The 18,391-nt window shown below is 60.2% G+C and carries 18 protein-coding genes; 13 read left to right on the top strand and 5 right to left on the bottom strand.

Annotated features, from left to right (window positions below):
- The first annotated feature begins 99 nt into the window (after window positions 1-99).
- The 6 genes from F8N44_RS29910 to F8N44_RS29885 all read left to right on the top strand — a co-directional run bounded on the left by F8N44_RS29910 (window position 100) and on the right by F8N44_RS29885 (window position 5,542).
- The gene (locus F8N44_RS29910) at window positions 100-963 is read left to right on the top strand and encodes a putative selenate ABC transporter substrate-binding protein (protein WP_038368711.1); all 864 of its coding nucleotides are present in this window, start codon (window positions 100-102) and stop codon (window positions 961-963) included.
- Window positions 960-1,757 (top strand): phosphonate ABC transporter ATP-binding protein, encoded by a 798-nt coding sequence (locus F8N44_RS29905; protein ID WP_150652883.1) that lies wholly within the window; start codon window positions 960-962, stop codon window positions 1,755-1,757. Before F8N44_RS29910 ends, F8N44_RS29905 begins: the two co-directional genes overlap by 4 nt.
- Window positions 1,751-2,575 (top strand): PhnE/PtxC family ABC transporter permease, encoded by an 825-nt coding sequence (locus tag F8N44_RS29900; protein WP_150652882.1) that lies wholly within the window; start codon window positions 1,751-1,753, stop codon window positions 2,573-2,575. The genes F8N44_RS29905 and F8N44_RS29900 overlap by 7 nt, the downstream gene beginning before the upstream one ends.
- Entirely contained in the window at window positions 2,572-3,339 is a 768-nt protein-coding gene (phnE, locus tag F8N44_RS29895) for a phosphonate ABC transporter, permease protein PhnE (RefSeq protein WP_150652881.1), read from the top strand. The genes F8N44_RS29900 and phnE overlap by 4 nt, the downstream gene beginning before the upstream one ends.
- Window positions 3,340-3,528: 189 nt before the next feature.
- Window positions 3,529-5,208, top strand: coding sequence for an MFS transporter (locus F8N44_RS29890; protein WP_150652880.1), 1,680 nt, complete (start codon window positions 3,529-3,531; stop codon window positions 5,206-5,208).
- A 118-nt stretch (window positions 5,209-5,326) separates the two neighbouring features.
- On the top strand, window positions 5,327-5,542 hold the full coding sequence (locus tag F8N44_RS29885) for a hypothetical protein (protein ID WP_150652879.1): 216 nt from the start codon (window positions 5,327-5,329) through the stop codon (window positions 5,540-5,542).
- A gap of 297 nt (window positions 5,543-5,839) precedes the next feature.
- On the opposite strand, the gene F8N44_RS29880 is transcribed toward F8N44_RS29885, so the two are convergent.
- Together F8N44_RS29880 and F8N44_RS29875 are read right to left on the bottom strand one after the other, a co-directional pair.
- Window positions 5,840-6,610 (bottom strand): DUF72 domain-containing protein, encoded by a 771-nt coding sequence (locus tag F8N44_RS29880; RefSeq protein WP_150652878.1) that lies wholly within the window; start codon window positions 6,608-6,610, stop codon window positions 5,840-5,842.
- A 114-nt stretch (window positions 6,611-6,724) separates the two neighbouring features.
- Window positions 6,725-8,512 (bottom strand): thiamine pyrophosphate-requiring protein, encoded by a 1,788-nt coding sequence (locus tag F8N44_RS29875; RefSeq protein ID WP_150652877.1) that lies wholly within the window; start codon window positions 8,510-8,512, stop codon window positions 6,725-6,727.
- 184 nt (window positions 8,513-8,696) lie between these two features.
- Between F8N44_RS29875 and F8N44_RS29870 the strand changes: the two genes are divergently transcribed.
- A complete protein-coding gene (locus F8N44_RS29870; RefSeq protein ID WP_150652876.1) occupies window positions 8,697-9,467 on the top strand; it encodes an APH(3')-II family aminoglycoside O-phosphotransferase in 771 nt (256 codons plus the stop codon).
- A gap of 135 nt (window positions 9,468-9,602) precedes the next feature.
- Here F8N44_RS29870 and F8N44_RS29865 read toward each other — a convergent pair whose 3' ends face one another.
- Window positions 9,603-9,878, bottom strand: coding sequence for a DUF2798 domain-containing protein (locus tag F8N44_RS29865; RefSeq protein WP_150652875.1), 276 nt, complete (start codon window positions 9,876-9,878; stop codon window positions 9,603-9,605).
- A 123-nt stretch (window positions 9,879-10,001) separates the two neighbouring features.
- Here F8N44_RS29865 and F8N44_RS29860 point away from each other — a divergent pair, with 123 nt between their 5' ends.
- From F8N44_RS29860 to F8N44_RS29850, 3 genes are all read left to right on the top strand, one after another.
- Window positions 10,002-10,913, top strand: a complete 912-nt coding sequence (locus tag F8N44_RS29860) for a LysR family transcriptional regulator (protein ID WP_150652874.1) — start codon at window positions 10,002-10,004, stop codon at window positions 10,911-10,913.
- Window positions 10,914-11,001: 88 nt separating this feature from the next.
- Window positions 11,002-12,078: an alpha/beta hydrolase family protein gene (locus F8N44_RS29855; RefSeq protein WP_150652873.1), complete on the top strand. Its 1,077-nt coding sequence runs from the start codon at window positions 11,002-11,004 to the stop codon at window positions 12,076-12,078.
- A gap of 2 nt (window positions 12,079-12,080) precedes the next feature.
- A complete protein-coding gene (locus F8N44_RS29850) occupies window positions 12,081-12,491 on the top strand; it encodes a GFA family protein (RefSeq protein ID WP_150652872.1) in 411 nt (136 codons plus the stop codon).
- A gap of 63 nt (window positions 12,492-12,554) precedes the next feature.
- On the opposite strand, the gene F8N44_RS31495 is transcribed toward F8N44_RS29850, so the two are convergent.
- Window positions 12,555-12,779 (bottom strand): hypothetical protein, encoded by a 225-nt coding sequence (locus tag F8N44_RS31495; protein ID WP_191630980.1) that lies wholly within the window; start codon window positions 12,777-12,779, stop codon window positions 12,555-12,557.
- Window positions 12,780-12,802: 23 nt separating this feature from the next.
- Here F8N44_RS31495 and yghU point away from each other — a divergent pair, with 23 nt between their 5' ends.
- The 3 genes from yghU to F8N44_RS29830 all read left to right on the top strand — a co-directional run bounded on the left by yghU (window position 12,803) and on the right by F8N44_RS29830 (window position 17,442).
- Complete coding sequence (yghU, locus tag F8N44_RS29840; RefSeq protein ID WP_150652871.1) at window positions 12,803-13,642, top strand: glutathione-dependent disulfide-bond oxidoreductase; 840 nt, start codon at window positions 12,803-12,805, stop codon at window positions 13,640-13,642.
- Between the two features lie 285 nt (window positions 13,643-13,927).
- A complete protein-coding gene (locus F8N44_RS29835) occupies window positions 13,928-16,108 on the top strand; it encodes a TonB-dependent siderophore receptor (RefSeq protein WP_150652870.1) in 2,181 nt (726 codons plus the stop codon).
- A 140-nt stretch (window positions 16,109-16,248) separates the two neighbouring features.
- Window positions 16,249-17,442: a GAF domain-containing sensor histidine kinase gene (locus F8N44_RS29830; protein WP_150652869.1), complete on the top strand. Its 1,194-nt coding sequence runs from the start codon at window positions 16,249-16,251 to the stop codon at window positions 17,440-17,442.
- Here the strand turns inward: F8N44_RS29830 and F8N44_RS29825 are convergent.
- On the bottom strand, window positions 17,439-18,080 hold the full coding sequence (locus F8N44_RS29825; protein WP_150652868.1) for a LysE family translocator: 642 nt from the start codon (window positions 18,078-18,080) through the stop codon (window positions 17,439-17,441). The two genes, F8N44_RS29830 and F8N44_RS29825, sit on opposite strands and share 4 nt — an antisense overlap.
- Between the last annotated feature and the right edge of the window lie 311 nt (window positions 18,081-18,391).

Here is an 18,391-nt window from a genome sequence, read left to right as displayed (position 1 = left end):
CGCGTGGGAATACGTATAACCTCGCCGATTCGTCTACCCTCACGTAGCGCCCTGATTCAGCTCTTCACACTTTTTGACGCTCACGAAACGGAGAATTCCATGCTCAAACGAACACTGGCACTGACCGCCGGCCTGGCCCTGTCCTTTTCTACTTTGATGGTGCAAGCCGCCGACGTTTTGCGCGTCAGCGCGATTCCCGACGAAGCCCCGACCGAACTGCTGCGCAAATTCGAACCACTGGGTGCTTATCTGGAACAACAACTGGGCATGAAGGTGCAATTCGTCCCGGTGGCCGACTACCCGGCGGTGGTTGAAGCACTGGCGACCGATCGCCTCGACATGGCCTGGCTCGGCGGTTTTACCTTTGTGCAGGCGCGTTTGAAGACTGATGCAACGACGCCAGTCATTCCGCTGGTTCAGCGTGAACAGGATGCGCAGTTCACCAGCAAGTTCATCACCGCTGACCCGAACGTGAAAAGCCTGGCGGATCTGAAAGGCAAGACCTTCGCTTTCGGTTCGGTGTCGTCGACTTCCGGCAGCCTGATGCCGCGTTACTTCATGCTGAAAAACGACAACATCAAGCCTGAAGCGTATTTCAGCCGTGTCGCCTACTCCGGCGCCCACGATGCCACCGTGGCCTGGGTGCAGGCCGGCAAGGTGGATGCCGGTGTGCTGAACGCCAGCGTCTGGCAGAAACTGGTGGATGCCGGCAAGGTCGACACCAACAAGGTCAAAGTCTTCGCCACCACCCCGACCTACTTCGATTACAACTGGACCGTGCGCGGCACCCTCGATCCGGCACTGGCGGCGAAGATCAAAAAAGCCTTCCTCGATCTGGACCCGGCCAACCCGGAGCAGAAAAAGATTCTTGATCTGCAGGCCGCCAGCCGTTTCATCGATACCAAGCCCGAGAACTACAAGGGCATCGAGGAAGCCGCCCGCGCTGCCGAACTGCTGAAATGACCCTGAGCCTCAACCAGGGCAGCCTGCGCCACGCCAATGGAGTCGACGCCCTGCGCGGTGTCGACTTGCAGATTGGCGTTGGCGAACAGGTCGCCGTCATAGGCCCGTCCGGCGCCGGTAAATCGAGTTTGCTCAACCTGCTGGCCACCGCCCTGCGGCCCAGCAGCGGCGAGCTCGAAGTGCTCGGCGAGCGTGCCTGGCACTTGTCCGCCCGCCAACGCCAACGCCTGCGTGCGCGGATTGGTCTGGTACATCAGGCACCGCCGTTGCCGCCACGTCAGCGCGTGGTCACGGCAGTGCTGGCCGGTAAGCTCGGCCAATGGAGTTTGGGCAAAAGTCTTCTGAACCTGTTGCATCCACTGGATGTGGCCGGCGCGCGCGCGGCGTTGGCGCGACTGGATCTGGGCGAAAAACTGTTCGCCCATTGCCAGCAATTGTCCGGCGGCCAGTTGCAACGTGTCGGCATCGCCCGCGTGTTGTATCAGGCACCGGAAATCCTCTTGGCCGACGAGCCGGTGTCGGCGATGGACCCGGTCATGGCCGGGCATACCCTGTCGATCCTCTCCCGGCATGCACGCGAGCACAACGTCACGCTGGTGGCGAGCCTGCATGCGGTGGATCTGGCGTTGTCGCACTTCCCACGGATCATTGGTCTGCGCGACGGGCAGATTCTGTTCGACTGCGCCTCCGATCAAGTCAGCCCCGAGATGCTCGACGCGCTGTACGCCAACGAAAAACTGCAATCGCCGACCGCTGCGGTGGCACCTTTGACTGTGCAGATTCCACGATGCTGAAAGCCGATTCACGCGATCCGGCGGCGTGGCCGCGATTGTTGCTGACGTTGCTGGCAATAGCCTTGCTGTGGCCGGGCGTTCAGCTCAGCGAGCTGGATCTGGGCGTGTTGCTGCCCGACAGCCAGAATGAAATGGGCCGTTTTGTCGCGCAATTCTGGCCGCCTGCGCACGACGAAGCGTTTCTCCAGCTACTGTTCAAAGCCACCCTGCAAACCCTGGCCATCGCCACCGCCGGCATGGCATTGGCGTTGGTGTTGGCGATACCGGCCGGCCTGATTGCCAGTCGTGCGCTGTCGCTGTCTGCCGCCTCGCGCGGTGGCTTGCCCAGTCGACTGGGGCGTCTGCTGCGCTGGCCTATTCGCGGTTTGCTGATTTTTTTGCGCAGCGTGCCGGAAATCGTCTGGGCGCTGTTGTTTGTCCGCGCTGTTGGACTTGGTCCGGCGGCAGGTGTGTTGGCGATCGCCATCACGTACAGCGGCATGCTCGGCAAGGTCTACGCGGAGATTTTCGAGTCCACTGATCAGCGCCCGGCGCACGCGCTGTTGCAGGCGGGCAGCGGCCGACTGGCGGCGTTTGCTTACGGCACGTTGCCCAATGTCGCCGGGGAACTGCTCTCCTACACGGTTTATCGCTGGGAATGTGCGATCCGTGCGTCGGTGGTGATGGGGTTTGTTGGCGCCGGAGGTTTGGGTCAGCAGATCGACCTGTCGATCCGCATGTTCGCCGGCGGTGAAGTCGCCAGTATTCTGCTGTGCTTCCTGATTCTGGTATTGGCCGCCGACCAACTCAGCCGCTTGCTGCGCTGGAGGCTGACATGAATCGCCTGATCAACCTGCTGCTGATCGCGGGCATTGCAGCGGCAGTCATCGCCTCCTTCGTTTATCTGGGGCTGGATCTTGGCGAACTGGGCAGCGCCACCAGTCTGAAGCAGATGGGCGCTTACGTGCAGCGCTTTCTCAGCCCGGATCTGAGCGCCGATTACCTCAAGGCAATCTTCCACGGTTCGCTGGAAACGTTGGCGATGTCGGCCCTCGGTACACTGCTCGCCGCCGTGTTCGGCATCGTCCTGGCGCTGCCCGCCGCCGGGCGTTTTGGCTGGCCGCTGCAAAGTGCCTCGCGACTGCTGCTCAACGCCTTGCGGGCGATTCCGGAACTGGTCTGGGCCGCACTGATGGTGCTTGCCGCCGGCCTCGGCCCGAACGCCGGCACCCTCGCCCTCGCCCTGCACACCACCGGCGTGCTTGGCCGGTTGTTTGCCGAAGCGCTGGAAAATACGCCGCCGCAACCGGCCGAAGCCATTCGGTTGCAGGGCGGCAATCCGCTCCTTGCCTTCTGTTACGGCACGCTGCCGAACCTTGCACCGCAACTGCTCGCCTACATTCTGTATCGTTGGGAAAACAACATCCGTATGGCCAGCGTGCTGGGTTTTGTCGGTGCCGGCGGGCTTGGGCAGATGCTCTATGTCAGCCTCAGCCTGTTTCAGGAAGCGCAAGCGAGTACGGTGATTCTGGCAATGCTGGTGCTGGTGTTTGTGGTCGACTGGCTGAGTGCGTGGAGTCGTCAGCGCTGGGTCAAGGCCTAGTAGGCAGGCCGACGGCTGGATATCTGGCAAAAGCTGATTATGCTTCAGGAAACCTTGCAGCAATGCGAGGCGGTCAGACTGTGCAAGTTTCACGCGAGAGCAGTTGCGGCATACGCCACAAGGCCAGAGTGCGATAAGCAGTAATGGGGGGACTCCGGCCTACGACAATAAGCACGACGGAGAACACCCATGGCCACAATCGACACAGCATCCACCGGCAGTCCACCGCGCAGCGGCGGCATCACCAAGGAGGAGCGCAAGGTCATCTTCGCTTCGTCCTTGGGCACGGTTTTCGAGTGGTACGACTTTTACCTCTACGGCTCACTGGCGGCGATTATCGCCAAACACTTCTTTGCCGGCGTCAATGAAACCACTGCGTTTATCTTTGCCCTGCTGGCGTTTGCAGCGGGGTTCGCGGTGCGGCCATTCGGGGCGATAGTGTTCGGCCGGCTCGGCGACATGATCGGGCGCAAGCACACGTTCCTCATCACCATCGTCATCATGGGTGTGTCGACAGCGATCGTCGGTATTTTGCCCGGTTACGCGACCATTGGCGTCGCCGCGCCGGTCATTCTCATCACTCTGCGTTTGCTACAAGGTTTGGCGCTGGGCGGTGAGTATGGCGGCGCAGCGACTTATGTGGCCGAACATGCGCCGCGCAACAAACGCGGCTTCTTCACCTCGTGGATTCAAACCACCGCGACCCTTGGGCTGTTTCTGTCGCTGCTGGTGATCCTCGCCTGCCGCACTGCGCTGGGCACTGAAGCCTTCGAAGCGTGGGGCTGGCGGATACCGTTTCTGTTGTCGATCCTGCTGCTGATCGTCTCGGTGTACATTCGCCTGCAACTGAGCGAGTCGCCGGTGTTCCAGAAAATGAAGGCCGAAGGCAAGGCGTCGAAAGCGCCACTGACCGAGTCCTTCGCGCGCTGGGACAACCTCAAAGTGGTGATCATGTCGCTGCTCGGCGGTACGGCCGGGCAAGCGGTGGTCTGGTACACCGGGCAGTTCTACGCGCTGTTCTTCTTGCTGCAAACGCTGAAGATCGACCCGCAAACCGCCAACCTGCTGATCGCCGGTTCGCTGCTGATCGGCACGCCGTTTTTCGTGATATTCGGCAGCCTATCTGACCGCATCGGGCGCAAGCCGATCATCATGGTCGGCTGTATTCTGGCGGCGCTGACCTACTTCCCGATCTTCCACGCGCTGACCCAGTACGGTAACCCCGATGTGTTCATCGCTCAGGAGAAGAACCCGGTCAAAGTCATCGCCAACCCCGACCAGTGCTCGTTCCAGTTCGACCCGGTGGGCAAGGCCAAATTCACCAGCTCCTGCGACCTGGCCAAGACCTTGCTGGCAAAACGGGCGATTCCCTATGAGAACGTGATTGCGGAGCCGGGCACCATCGCGCAAGTGCGCATCGGTGACAAAGTCGTCGAGAGTTTTGAAGGCAGCGCCCTGCCAGCCGCCGACTTCAAGACGCGCAATGATGCGTTCACCGCGACCCTCGGCACCGCACTCAAGGAGGCCGGTTATCCGGAGAAAGCCGACCCGGCGAAAACCAATTACCCGATGGTTCTGCTCCTGCTCACCGTGCTGGTGATCTACGTAACCATGGTCTACGGCCCGATCGCGGCGTGGCTGGTCGAGCTGTTCCCGACCCGCATCCGCTACACCTCAATGTCGCTGCCCTATCACATCGGCAACGGCTGGTTCGGCGGCTTCCTGCCGACGGTGGCGTTCGCCATGGTTGCCGCGACCGGGGATATCTATTACGGCTTGTGGTATCCGATCGTGATTGCGGTGATGACGGCGGTACTGGGCACGTTCTTCCTGCCGGAAACCAAGGATCGCGACATTCTCAAAGACTGAAAACCGTCAGTGCGCCCTCTCCATCGCGGGAGGGCGCCATTCGGCACAACCCGGCAAAAATATCGAACGCCTGCCGCACTGCCTGCCTCCAATGTTTACACAACTGGAGGTCACCAACATGAACAGCGACGATAAAACCCCGAACGCCCCGCCCACCGACACGTCCGGCAAACCGGTGAATGTGGTCGAGCGCGATCTTGAAGACCGGGACGATGACACCGAAGCCGTGGATAAGGTCATCACGCCCTCGTCCACCCGAGTGAAGGAGCAGGACGCCGAGACGCTGCAGCGCAAGATCGATGAGATCGAGCGCAAAGTGGCCGACGGAAATTAGTGGTTTTGCTGGCGATCGCAACGGTCTGCTGGATCTCCCCCCCCCCTCACCCCAGCCCTCTCCCCCAGGGGCGAGGGGGAAAGGGAGCCGGTTTGTGTGCTCTTCAAATCTTGCGTTCAACTCGGTCTTTCAAGTCGGCGTTATTTGCACAAACACCTCGATCAGTCCCCTCTCCCCCAGGCACGAGGGGAAAGAGCCGATTTGTAGGCTTTTCTGAGCTTGAGTTCACCTCAGTCTTTCAGGTCGGCGTAACTTGCATGAACACCTCGGTCAGTCCCCTCTCCCTCTGGGAGAGGGTTAGGGTGAGGGCTGCTTCGCCGGGTTGAGTTTCACGGCCGCACATATCGGCTCCCAATCGGCCGTCAGTGTGGCCAGCGTCAAAGCGTTGCTCAGTGCTGCGCCGCTGACGGTGTTGTCGAAAATGCACCAGGTCGCCGCACTTGCTGCAGCCGCTGACTGCAAGGCTTGTGCGAGATTATGCAGGTAAGGTGAATCGTAGGCGCTGTGGTAAATGCGCGGTGAACCGTGCAGGCGCCAATATCGGGTTCCCGCCCAGCCACTGGGCGCAGCATCACTGCTGATGCGCGAGGGATCGACGGCCGCTTGGGCGATCTGACAAGTCATCAACATCGGCTCAGCGCTGACCCACGATGCATGCCGTGGCTCAAGTACCACGGCGCAGCAGAAGCGCTGGCGCAATGTCACGAAGAAGGCTTCGGCGATGGTTTCGTCGAATGCCAGCGATGGCGGCAATTGCACGAGCAGGCAACCCAGGCGCTCGCCCAGACCGCCGCATTCAGCCAGAAATTTATCCAACGCCGCCTCGCAACCCGCCAGGCGCAATTCATGGGTGATGTGTTTGGGTATTTTCACCGAAAAGCGGAAAGCCTCCGGTACGCCGTCGGCCCAACGCTCATAGGTTTGTCGACGATGCGGACGGTAGAACGAGCTGTTGATTTCCACGCAGTTGAGGCGCGAAGCGTAGCGCTGCAAGTGCGTACCGTCAGCCGCAAATGCCGGCCAATGCTCGCGCCCCAGACTCCAGCCTGCGCAGCCGATAAAAATCAAAAACACACCTCCTGATCTGTACGCGCTGATCATTCCCACGCTCTGCGTGGGAATGCCTCAAGGGCTGCATTCCTTTGCTGCGCGTGGGACCGATCAAACCTCCGCGTTAAGCGGTTATTTTTTCCCGGGCAACACCGCGCCGAGCACCTGTTTCGCGGTTTGCATGATCACCCCGGCCTCATCCGGATCGCCCTTGAGCAAGGTCGTGGCGAATTTCTTCGCCTGCTCAAGTTTGATGTACGGCGGCAACGGCGGCACGTTCGGGTCGGTCTTGAACTCGATCAGCACCGGCACCTCAGAGGCCAGTGCCTGCTCCCAGGCAGCGGCGACGTCTTCTTCACGATCAACGAAAATGCCTTTCAGGCCAATGGAGATGGCGAACAAGTGATACGGCACGTCCGGAATGCTTTGCGAAGCTTCAAACTTCGGATCGCCCTCCATCACCCGCTGCTCCCACGTGACCTGATTGAGATCCTCGTTGTTGAACACCGCGCAGATCCATTTCGGACTTGCCCACTGCCGCCAGTATTTGGCGACGGTGATCAATTCGGCCATGTTGTTCATCTGCATCGCGCCATCACCCACCAGCGCAATCACCGAACGCTCGGGATAAGCAAACTTGGCGGCAATCGCGTAAGGCACAGCGGCGCCCATGGACGCGAGGCCACCGGACAATGAGCACTGCATGCCACGGCGGATCTTCAGATCGCGGGCAAACCAGTTGGCGCAGGAGCCGGAGTCGCTGGTGATGATGGCCGCATCGGGCAGGCGCGGCGACAGCTCATACACCACCCTTTGCGGGTTGACCGGGTCGGCTTTAGCCATCGCACGTCTTTCCAGGGTTTTCTCCCAGCTCCCGCGCCAGCCTTCGATTTTCTTGCGCCATTTGTTTGAGGTTTTCTGTTCGAGCAGCGGCAATAACGCGGCAAGGGTTTCTGTCGAGTCGCCGAGCAGATTGACCTCCATCGGATAGCGCAGGCTGAGCATGTCGGGCTGCAAATCGATCTGCACGCCACGGGCCTGACCTTCCTTGGGCAAAAACTCCGCGTAGGGAAAGCCCGAACCGATCATCAGCAAGGTGTCGCATTCGTTCATCAGCTTGTAGCTCGGTTCGGTGCCGAGCAGGCCGATGCTGCCGGTGACCCAAGGCAAATCGTCCGGCAGCACGGCTTTGCCCAACAGCGCCTTGGCGACGCCGGCGCCGAGTTTTTCCGCCACCGCGATGACTTCATCAGTCGCTTGCAATGCCCCGGCGCCGACCAGGATCGCAACCTTTTCTCCGGCGTTCAAAACGTCGGCCGCGCGCTGCAGATCAGCGTCGTACGGCACTACTTTCGGTTTCGTGTAACCGACACCGGAATGGGCGGTGCCATGCTCGCGCGCCGGCGCTTCGTATTTCAGCTCCTGCAAATCGTTGGGCAGAATGAGCGCGGTCACCCGGCGCTCACCGACTGCGGTGCGCACTGCACGGTCAAGCAGATGCCGCACCTGTGAAGGCGCCGAAGCCTGCTGTACAAACGCCCCGGCGACATCCTTGAACATCGACACCAGATCAAGCTCTTGCTGATAGTGACTGCCGAGCGCCGTGCGTGCCTGTTGGCCGACGATGGCCAGCACTGGCATGTGATCCATCCGCGCGTCGTAGAGGCCGGTGATCAGGTGCGAGGCGCCCGGGCCGGAAGTGGCGATGCACACACCCAACTCGCCAGTGAATTTGGCATGCGCCGAGGCCATGAACGCGGCCATTTCTTCATGGCGTGCCTGGATGAATTCGATTTTTCCCTTGGCCCGGCTGAGCGCGCCGAACACGCCGTTGATGCCGTCACCCGGATAGCCAAAAATCCGCGTGACGCCCCATTGGCTAAGGCGTTCAACCAGAAAATCTCCTACGGTCATCGTCATCTTGATCCTCGTCTTTCTCCGCTGCATGGAGCTGCCCGACAGAACATCCGCCGGGAGGTGTAAGGGTCTGGACAGTGAGCTTGTCGGCGAAGTTTCGATGGATTTCCCTGAGCCGGTTGTTGTTTGCGGACAAAACCGTCAGGACGGCACAATGCGCGCATCGATAATCGCAAGGAGCAAAGACATGGATTTCCCAGCAGCATGGCGCAGCCAGTTTGCCGGTGCAGCCATCGAACAGCAGACCATTGGTGAATCCCGCGCTGATGTCTGGCGGATCACGCCTGCAGGGGCGGCGCCGCAATTCGTCAAAACCGAACAGGTGATGACCTGGGGCGAGTTGCCCGGTGAAGTGCAGCGCTTGCGCTGGATGGCGACTCACGATTTACCGGCGCCGCGCGTGCTCGACACCGCCACGGAAGCGGAACACAACTGGCTGTTGATGACCGCCGTGCCGGGCCGGGATCTTGCCAGCAGCGAACACCTCTCGCCGCAGCAGATCGTCACGCTTGTGGCAGAGGCGCTGCGCACTCTGCACGCAGTCGCGATCATCAATTGCCCGTTCGATCACCGTCTCGAACAGAAGATCACACGGGCCCGCGAACACTTGCTCGCCGGTTTGATTGACGAGCAGGACTTCGACGATTCGCGACTGGGGCAATCCGCCGAAGACGTGTTCCAGCAAATGCTTGACGCACGCCCGGCGCACGAGGATCTGGTGGTGACTCATGGCGATGCGTGCCTGCCCAACCTGCTCGCTGCCAATGGCGGCTTCAGCGGGTTTGTCGACTGCGGCCGACTGGGCGTTGCTGACCGTTATCAGGATTTGGCCTTGGCTGCCCACAGCATCACAGACAACCTCGGCGCGCAGTGGCTGCCGCTGTTTTTCGAGGTCTATGGTGTGGAACCGGATCAGCAGCGGATCGCCTTTTATCAGTTGCTCGACGAGTTTTTCTGAGGTCCCCATAAGACCTCTGGGTCGGCGGTGCGGCCATTCGCGAGCAGGCTCGCTCCCACAGGGAATCGCGGTCTAAATGTGGGAGCGAGCCTGCTCGCGAAGACGTCAGAACAGTCACTGCTGAGACGGGGCCTTTCAACGATGCGGATGCACCGTCCATGCGACCAGTTTGATCACAATCGGCCGCACGATGAGGATGCACAGGAACGCCACCGGCATCGCCAGCTTATAGGCGTGCAAGGCATTACTCAGGTAGTCGTTATCAATTCCCGAGTTGGCGGCCGTGATCACCAGCGACATCAGAAATGCCATGATCGTTGCCATGTACAGCGCAAACACATACGGCGTGGCACGCGGCGCCAGCTTGCGGCGACCGATGATCATGGCTTCGGCGTTGGTTCTTTGATTCATATGGCTTTTCCATCCATTGACAGGGAGACCGCACGTTAGCAAAACCGATTCAGCGTAACTAGACGCTCAACCGCAGGTACTTTATAAAGCACAGCTTACGAATCCACCCTCGGCAGGACATGGATGAATCTGTTAGCGGCGATTGCCAGTTTTATCAAAGTGGTCGAAGCCGGCTCGATTGTCGGCGCCGCCAAAATTCTCGGCGTCAGTGCAGCGGCGGTCAGTCAGACGATCAATCGGCTGGAAGCGCACCTCGGCGTGCGTCTGCTGCAACGCACCACGCGCAGCATGGCGCTCACCGAAAACGGTGCGGTGTATTACGAGAAAGTCCGGCGCATCGCCGCCGATCTGGAGGCCGCGCAAAGCTCGATCAGCCACGATGAAACCGAGCTGCAAGGCCGGTTGAGCATTGCCTCCACCTCAGCGTTCGGCCGCCATGTGCTGGCATCACTGATCGCCAGTTTTGGCGCACTGCACCCGCGCCTGCTCATCGAACTCTCGACCACCAATGGCAAGATCAACCACATCCAGGACGGCATCGACCTGAGCCTGCGAATCAAGCCGCAACTGGAGGACGGCATCGTCGCGCGCAAGATCGTTTCACTGCCCTTCATCATGTGCGCCGCGCCGGCCTATCTTCAGCGCGCCGGATGGCCGCAATCACCCGATGACCTGCAAAACCATGCCTGCCTGGCGTTTCGTTATCCCTTGGACGGGCGTTTTCTGCGCTGGAATTTTGTTCGCGACGGCCAGCGTTTCGATGCGCCTATCAATGCCACCGCCATCAGTGATGACATCGATGCCCTGGCGCAAATGGCTGTGCACGGCGCCGGGGTCACGCGACTGGCGGAGTTTGTTGCGGCGCCTTACCTGGCGAGCGGGCAATTGGTGCCGCTGTTTGAACACAGCGTCGTCCAGCCGATGGACATCTACGCCTGCGTACAGGAACGCGCGGCGATGACGCCCAAGGTCAAAGCCTTTCTGGACTATCTGACGGCGCATCTGGCCACGCGCTGGCCAATGGAAAATGTTTAAGACGCAGGGCTCAAAGAGGCTCGCTGAAGCGCGCGAAATCAGTCAAAGTCCACCTCGCCCATTCGGCCCATCACGGAAGATAACAACAATGAAAAAGTCTCTCGGCGCGCTGCTATTGATCTGCTTGAGCAGCTACGCATTCGCTGACGCTCAACCCGTTGGTTTCCAGTACGCCACGCTGGCGGATCCGCGCAATGAGCGCTCGGTGGAAATGGTCGTCTGGTACCCCGGTTCGACCACCGCCAAGACGCCGCAATTGTTCGGCGACAACCCGGTCTTCGTTGGCGCACCGGCGGTGCTTGATGCCCCGGCCGCCAAAGGCGAGCATCCATTGGTAGTGCTTTCCCACGGCAATGGCGGAAGCTGGATCAACCAGACCTGGCTGGCCAGTGCGCTGGCGCATCAGGGTTACATCGTCGCGGCAGTCAACCATCCCGGCACCACCAGCCGCGATCGCAGCCCACAAGCGGCGGCACAACTGTGGCAACGTCCGGTCGACCTCAGCCGCGCCATCGACGCGGTGACGGCGCAACCGGAAAAATTCGGCGCGGTGGCCAAGGATCGAATTGCCATCGTCGGCCATTCTCTCGGCGGCTGGACCGTGCTCGAAGCCGGTGGCGCACGCTTCGACCCCGAGCGTTTTGCCGAAGACTGCAAAATCCATCCGCAACTGGCCAGTTGCACGGCATACCTACAGATGAACACTGCAAGCACCGTGCAATCGAAAGCCCGGTTGGCCGCCGACTGGCGTGACAAGCGCGTCACTGCCGTGGTTTCACTGGACCTGGGTCTGTCGCGCGGGATGACCGATGCCAGCCTCGCGACCTACCCCGTGCCGATCCTGGTGATCGCTGCGGGTGTACCGTCGAAAGAGCTGCCGGCTCAGCTGGAATCTGTCGATTTGGCCAAACGTCTGCCAAAAACCTCATCGCGTTACGTCGAGATCAGCGACGCCAGTCACTTCAGTTTCATGGCAATCTGCAAACCTGGCGCTGTGGCGATGCTCGACGAGGATGTACCGGGCGACAGCATTATCTGCACCGATGGCGAGGGCGGCCGCCCACGCGCGCAGATTCAGCAGCAAGTGATTTCCCTCATCACCGGTTTCCTGGCGCAGTCACCTGACAGTGTGAAACAAACCGTCACTTACAAGGAACCGCAATAACAATGCTCACGCCCTCCCCTCAGACCTTCCGGGGCAGTTGCCTGTGCGGAGCGGTGAAATACCAGATCCGCTCACGGCCCAAAGCGCTTTCGCACTGCCATTGCAGCCAATGCCGCAAGAGCCACGGTGCGGCATTTGCCAGCTATGGCAGCGTGCTGCGTCAGAATCTGGAACTGCTGGAGGGCGCCGAACAGCTGAAGGCCTATCAGTCTTCGCAATCGGTACAGCGCCAGTTCTGCCTGAACTGCGGCTCGTCGCTGTTCTGGGCAAACAATCAGGGTGAGTACCGCGAGTGGATTTCGGTAGCCCTGGGCACGCTGGACACGACGTTCACCACGGAAAAACAGCAACACGTCGAAGTGACGTCGAAAGCACCGTGGTTTGAAATCAAGGATCAATGGCCGCAGCGCTGAGCGTGAAGGACTCAATCATCAGACGTTGCTTCACCCTCTTGAAAACAGACATCAGATGAACGCTCAAAAATAGCCGCCTGGGAATGAATGTTGCGCCGGTGCAGGCTGGAAAAGCAGCGAATCGTTGACCGGGTAACCGGCACCGCCCTGATGGCAGCGTTTTTGTTGATTCCAGAGATCGGCCAGTCTTGAGTGCAGCGAGCAATCGGACCACAGAAATCCATCGCGCTCTGGAATACGAAGCCGATTCTGTGGTGTCCTGTCCATTCTCAGCAGGTATTTTTCCACTCGCCAACGATGAGGCCCCTTACATGAGCAAAGCGCCGTACGTTCCGCCCCAGGTCTGGAAAAACGAAGCCGCGTCCGGCGGCCAGTTCGCCAGCATCAATCGGCCGATTGCCGGGCCGACCCATGACAAGACCCTGCCGGTGGGCAAGCAACCGTTGCAGCTGTATTCGCTGGCCACGCCCAACGGCGTCAAAGTGACCATCCTGCTCGAAGAGCTGCTGGCGCTGGGGCACCGCGATGCCGAGTACGATGCGTGGCTGATCCGCATTGGCGAGGGCGATCAGTTTTCCAGCGGGTTTGTCGAGATCAACCCGAACTCGAAAATCCCGGCGCTGCTGGATCGCAGCGTCGAGCCACCGATCCGCGTGTTCGAATCGGGTTCGATCCTGTTGTATCTGGCGGAAAAGTTCGGCGCCTTTCTGCCAAAAGATCCGGCTGGCCGTACCGAAACGTTGAACTGGCTGTTCTGGCAGATGGGCTCGGCGCCTTATCTGGGCGGCGGCTTCGGCCATTTCTACGCGTATGCGCCGGAGAAGATGGAGTACCCGATCAACCGCTTCACCATGGAAGCCAAGCGGCAGCTGGATGTGCTGGATCGGCGTTTGGCCGAAAGCACTTACCTCGCCGGCGACAGCTACACCATCGCCGACATCGCGGTCTGGCCGTGGTACGGGCAACTGGTGCGCAACAATGTCTACTCCGCCGCCGAGTTTCTCGCGGCCCACGAATACACGCACGTGCAGCGCTGGGCAGAGGAGATCGCCCAACGGCCGGCGGTCATTCGCGGGCAACGCGTCAATCGCACGTGGGGCGATGAAGCGACTCAAGTGCCCGAGCGGCACCAGGCCGAAGATCTGAACTGAGCCCTCTTCGCCTCACGCTCATCCGCTGAGCGTGCCCCCATCAGCAGCGCCGGCGCAGTTTTTGCGCCGGGGCGCTGCGCCTTGATTCACCCCTCGCACGCCCCCGAAAACTCACATGTCCCTGCCAATCCCCCGCGGTAGAGCCTTTGGTCAATTGTGAAAAATTCATTAACTAACTGAACCGTACGGCTTTCTTCACCCGGAATGATCTGACACACTAATGCGAATAATTCCTACACGCACTCGCACTGGATTCGTTTTCGTATCATTTGGGGAAGCAGATTGATGTCGTTTCACACCCTACACCGCCGCGCAAACCTCTCGCCCAACCTGTTGGCTCTCGCCATTTGCATGGCCAGCGTCGCACCCGCACTGGCCGATGAAACAACGCCCGCCACGCCTGAAAAAACCGCGGCGACCGGCACGCTGGAGCTGGACGCGACCGAAATCGGCGCCACCCAGATAAGCAGCACCACCGAAGACACCCAGTCCTACACCACCGGCCCGATGAGCACAGCGACCAAACTGTCGCTGACCATGCGCGAAACGCCTCAGGCGGTGACCGTGATTACCCGTCAACGGATGGACGATCAGAACATGACCAGCATCAACGACGTGGTGAAAGGCACGCCGGGGTTGTTCCTCAGTCAGGCCAGCGGCCCGGGCCGGCAGACCTACAGCTCGCGCGGTTTCGACATCGACACCATCATGTACGACGGCTTGCCAAGTTCGTACTCGCCCTTCTCGATGGCGGTGCAACCGAACCTGGCGATGTTCGACCGCGTTGAAATCGTCCGTGGCGCGACCGGCCTGGTCACCGGTGCCGGTAACCCCTCGGCGGCGATCAACCTGGTGCGCAAACGCCCGACGGCCGATCAACGCGTGACCCTCACCGGTGCCGCCGGCAGTTGGGATGACTACCGTGGCGAGATCGACGCCTCCAGCCCGTTGAACGAAAGCGGCACCCTGCGTGGCCGCGTGGTCAGTTCCTACCAGGGCGCCGACAGCTTCCGCGACAAAGAAGAGAACGACCATGGCTTGTTCTACGCCATCGGTGAAGCCGACCTGAGCGACAGCACCACCGCAACCCTCGGTTTCTCGCGGCAGAATGAACAGACCAACTATTTCTGGGGCGGCCTGCCGATCGGCACCAACGGCCATCACCTTGATCTGCCCCGCTCCACCTACCCCGGCACCGATTGGGAAAACCGCAAACTGCAAATCGACACCGTGTTCGGTGAAGTGGAGCATCGCTTCGACAACGACTGGAAACTGCACGTTGCTGGCTCGACCTCAACCCTCGACGGCGAGTTCTCCGGGACGTACCTGTCGCGTTACGCCGGGCCGCTGGAAACTACGGCCTATCAATCCCATCACACTGACAAGCAGCGCTCGCTCGACGTGTTCGCCAGTGGCCCGTTCGAAGCGTTCGGCCGCAGCCACGAACTGGTCGTCGGTGCCAGCAACCGCGTGTATGACGCGACCACCAAGGAATACGACCCGTACACCACCGCCTGGCCGATTGGCGCCCCCAAACCTGACTTCGTACGTGATGGCAAAACCCGCACCGTCACCACCCAGGATGCCGTGTACCTGACCACCCGCCTGAGCCTGGCCGATCCGTTGACGCTGATCCTCGGCGGCCGTCTCGACTGGTATGACTACGATGACCGCTCTGGCGACGGCGACTACAAGGTCACCCGTAACGTCACTCGCTATGCCGGCCTGATCTACAAACTCGACGACCATCACTCGGTGTACGCCAGCTACACCGACATCTTCACCCCGCAGACCCAGAAGGACCTGGGCGGCAAGGTGCTCGAACCGATCGTCGGTGAAAACTACGAAGTCGGCATCAAGGGTGAGTACTTCAACGGCGCCCTCAACGCCAGCCTGGCGGTGTTCCAGATGGACCAGACCGGTCGCGCCACTATGGCGGACAATCAGTTCGGCTGCCCGGTCCTGACCTGCTACGGGTCATCGGGCAAGGTGCGCAGCCAAGGCGTCGATATGGAACTGCAAGGCGCGCTGACCGACAACTGGCAGGTCGGCGCGGGCTACACCTACACCCGCGCGCACTACATCAAGGACGAAAATCCGGCCAACAACAATCAGCGTTTCGAAACCGACACGCCAGAGCATCTGTTCAAAGTGTCCACCGTGTACCGCTTCCAGGGTCCGCTGCAACACCTGCGCGTGGGTGGCAACGTTTACTGGCAGAGCCGCATGTACAACGATGTCGCCCTGGCCAATAACGGTAGTTACCGCCTGGAACAGGGTGGCTATGCGGTCACCGACCTGATGGCCGGGTACGAGGTCAACAAACACCTGGATCTGCAGGTCAATGCGAACAATATCTTTGACCGCGTCTATTACTCCGCCATTGGCTCCAATGTCACGTGGGGCTCCAACGATAACTATGGCAACCCGCGCAGCTACATGCTGACTGCCAAATACAAGTTCTGAGTCGATAACGTTCGACCCGTCACAACAAACAAGGGCGCTGGGGAAATCCGCGGCGCCCTTTTACTTTCCGGGTTCTTCATTAGTCATGAGCAGCGATAACCGTTAGTCTCTGAGCGAACTCATCACAAAGCATCGCCCCCATGACCAACCCGGACTTTGCACCCGACATCGAAGCCATTCGCAGTATTGACTCGGTGCCGGTCATCCTGAGCATGGTCAAACACCTCACGGGCATGCGGTTCGCTGCGGTCGCGCGGGTCACCGAAAGCAACTGGGTGGCATGCGCCGTCGATGACTCGATTGATTTCGGGCTCAAACCCGGTGGCGAACTGGTGCTCGAATCGACCATCTGCCACGAGATCCGCCAGCATCAGCAGCCGGTGATCTTCGGTCATGCCAGCACGCACCCGATCTTCTCCTTGCACCACACGCCGAAAACCTATGGGCTGGAAAGTTACATTTCCATTCCCATCGTCAAAGCCAACGGTGACTTCTTCGGCACGCTGTGCGCCATCGACTCGGTCCCGGCCAATATCGATGAACCGGCCATTACCAAAACACTGACCCTGTTCGCGCAATTGATCGCCATGAACCTGGACACGCAACGCCATCTGGAAGTGACCCAGATCGAGCTGAACAACGCCAATGAAATCGGGCGCCTGCGCGAGCAGTTCATCGCCGTACTCGGCCATGACCTGCGCACACCACTGAGCGCGGTGCGCATGAGCGCAGATTTGCTGGAAAGCAAAACCGAAGACAAACGTTCGCTCAACCTGATTGCGGCGATTCGCACCAGCTCGGTGCGCATGGGCGTGTTGATCGAAAACATCCTCGACTTTGCTCGAGGACGACTGGGCGGCGGGATTCCGGTGCAGCGCAAGCTGGTGGATGACTTGCAGCACACCCTGCAATTGACACTCGCTGAGGTTAAAGCCTCGCACCCGCAAGCGATTTTCATCGATGAGCTAAACGTGCCGGCAGGCGTCTATTGCGATGCGCTACGGATCAGCCAATTGCTTTCCAATCTGCTGGGCAATGCGGTTACCCACGGCTCGAACAGCACACCGATCGTCCTCAAAGCCTGCGCAGAAAACGACGAGATCGTGATTTCCCTGACCAATCAGGGCACACCGATTTCTGCGCAACTGATGCCCCTGCTGTTCGAACCCTTCTCCCGCGCCGAAGCCGGGCAACGTTGCGAGGGCTTGGGACTGGGGCTTTACATCGCCTCGCAGATAGCGATGGCACACAACGGCACTTTGAGCGTGACCTCAAGCGCCGCGTCGGGAACCTGCTTCGTGGCGAGATTCCCGGCCCGGTTCAAATGGGTTTAAGCCGTCTGCCGACGCATCGTCAGAATCGCCGCGCCAAAACCGATAAACGTAGACCCGACCACCCGGCTGACCCAACGCGACAACGCCGGACGAGTCAACACGCCCTTGGCGCGGGAAGCCAACGCGGCGTAGACGCTCAGTGACGACACCGACAACGCCATGAAGATCGAGGTCAGGATCAGAAACTGCGGCAACAGCGCGGCGCCCTGATCGATGAACTGCGGAAACAACGCGGTAAAAAACATCGTCGCCTTGGGATTGGTCACCGCCGTCAGAAACGCCGACTTGTACAGCTTGCCGCGAGTCGGCCGCACCTTGCTCGCCTCCCCCTCGACTCCCTCAGGCAGCATCGGGCCCTTTTTGAACAGCTGCTTGACACCGAGGTAGAACAGATACCCGGCACCGATGATCTTCACTGCATTGAACAGCAGCTCCGAACTGGCCAACAACGCCCCCAACCCCAACATCGCCGCCGCCGACAGACAGAACAGACCGCTGGCATTACCCAGCGACGACCAAATCGTACTGCGCTGCCCGTGAGCGAGGCTGTTATTGATCGCCATCAACGTCGCCGGCCCCGGGCTGGCGATGGCAATTGCCGCGACCAAAGTGAAGGTCAGAATCGAGTGAGAATCCATTTTCGCTGCTCGTATGATTGAAGTTGCCGAATGTTACAGCAACCGGCTGCATAGCCCAGATCAAAAGCCCCTCACCCTAGCCCTCTCCCGGAGGGAGAGGGGACTGACCGAGGTGATTTATAGAAATACACCGACGTGGAATATCGAGTCGCACTCGAACTCTCAAACAAATCAAAAGCCCATCACCCTGGCCCTCTCCCGGAGGGAGAGGGAACTGACCGAGGTGATTTATAGAAATACACCGACGTGGAATATCGAGCCGCACTCGAACTCTCAAACAAATCAAAAGCCCCTCACCCTGGCCCTCTCCC

Origin of the sequence: Pseudomonas fluorescens (assembly GCF_902497745.1) — a bacterium.
Lineage (GTDB): Bacteria > Pseudomonadota > Gammaproteobacteria > Pseudomonadales > Pseudomonadaceae > Aquipseudomonas > Aquipseudomonas fluorescens_BM.
This window is presented reverse-complemented; position numbering and strand designations above follow the sequence as displayed.

What these genes read in the sequence shown, in the direction of transcription:
- F8N44_RS29910 (WP_038368711.1), top strand. Translation starts at nt 100, where the DNA reads ATGCTCAAACGAACACTGGCACTGACCGCCGGCCTGGCCCTGTCCTTT.
- F8N44_RS29905 (WP_150652883.1), top strand. Translation starts at nt 960, where the DNA reads ATGACCCTGAGCCTCAACCAGGGCAGCCTGCGCCACGCCAATGGAGTC.
- F8N44_RS29900 (WP_150652882.1), top strand. Translation starts at nt 1,751, where the DNA reads ATGCTGAAAGCCGATTCACGCGATCCGGCGGCGTGGCCGCGATTGTTG.
- phnE (WP_150652881.1), top strand. Translation starts at nt 2,572, where the DNA reads ATGAATCGCCTGATCAACCTGCTGCTGATCGCGGGCATTGCAGCGGCA.
- F8N44_RS29890 (WP_150652880.1), top strand. Translation starts at nt 3,529, where the DNA reads ATGGCCACAATCGACACAGCATCCACCGGCAGTCCACCGCGCAGCGGC.
- F8N44_RS29885 (WP_150652879.1), top strand. Translation starts at nt 5,327, where the DNA reads ATGAACAGCGACGATAAAACCCCGAACGCCCCGCCCACCGACACGTCC.
- F8N44_RS29875 (WP_150652877.1), bottom strand. Translation starts at nt 8,512, where the DNA reads ATGACGATGACCGTAGGAGATTTTCTGGTTGAACGCCTTAGCCAATGG.
- F8N44_RS29870 (WP_150652876.1), top strand. Translation starts at nt 8,697, where the DNA reads ATGGATTTCCCAGCAGCATGGCGCAGCCAGTTTGCCGGTGCAGCCATC.
- F8N44_RS29865 (WP_150652875.1), bottom strand. Translation starts at nt 9,878, where the DNA reads ATGAATCAAAGAACCAACGCCGAAGCCATGATCATCGGTCGCCGCAAG.
- F8N44_RS29860 (WP_150652874.1), top strand. Translation starts at nt 10,002, where the DNA reads ATGAATCTGTTAGCGGCGATTGCCAGTTTTATCAAAGTGGTCGAAGCC.
- F8N44_RS29855 (WP_150652873.1), top strand. Translation starts at nt 11,002, where the DNA reads ATGAAAAAGTCTCTCGGCGCGCTGCTATTGATCTGCTTGAGCAGCTAC.
- F8N44_RS29850 (WP_150652872.1), top strand. Translation starts at nt 12,081, where the DNA reads ATGCTCACGCCCTCCCCTCAGACCTTCCGGGGCAGTTGCCTGTGCGGA.
- yghU (WP_150652871.1), top strand. Translation starts at nt 12,803, where the DNA reads ATGAGCAAAGCGCCGTACGTTCCGCCCCAGGTCTGGAAAAACGAAGCC.
- F8N44_RS29835 (WP_150652870.1), top strand. Translation starts at nt 13,928, where the DNA reads ATGTCGTTTCACACCCTACACCGCCGCGCAAACCTCTCGCCCAACCTG.
- F8N44_RS29830 (WP_150652869.1), top strand. Translation starts at nt 16,249, where the DNA reads ATGACCAACCCGGACTTTGCACCCGACATCGAAGCCATTCGCAGTATT.
- F8N44_RS29825 (WP_150652868.1), bottom strand. Translation starts at nt 18,080, where the DNA reads ATGGATTCTCACTCGATTCTGACCTTCACTTTGGTCGCGGCAATTGCC.